The organism is Pseudomonas sp. 05T35, assembly GCF_056396605.1.
Genome location: NZ_JBFTLU010001003.1, coordinates 1 through 384, shown reverse-complemented (window position 1 = coordinate 384; position 384 = coordinate 1). Strand labels below are relative to the sequence as shown.

The window sequence follows — 384 nt, the reverse complement described above, 5'->3', positions numbered from 1 at the left end:
CAACTGATCCGTCCGAAAATCCTCAAGACCTTCCCGCAATTGAAGGACGTGAAGATCGACTACCGCTGGACCGGCAACTTCCTGCTGACCATGTCGCGCATGCCGCAATTCGGCCGTATCGAGAAAAACGCCTACTACATGCAAGGCTACAGCGGCCACGGCGTCACCTGCTCGCACCTGGCTGGCAAACTGATCTCGGAAATGATCCGCGGCGACGCCGAACGCTTCGACGCGTTCGCCTCCCTGCCGCACATGCCGATGTTCGGCGGTCGCACCTTCCAGGCCCCGCTCACCGCCATGGGCGCCGCGTACTACGCACTGCGTGACCGCCTTCCAGGCCCCGCTCACCGCCATGGGCGCCGCGTACTACGCACTGCGTGACCG

General features: G+C 63.5%; 1 protein-coding gene. It reads left to right on the top strand.

Annotated features, from left to right (window positions below; translation table 11 throughout):
• A partial coding sequence (locus AC1DH9_RS31115) for an NAD(P)/FAD-dependent oxidoreductase (protein WP_477809583.1) occupies nt 1–381 on the top strand: 381 nt, incomplete at its 5' end.
• Nucleotides 382–384: the final 3 nt, after the last annotated feature.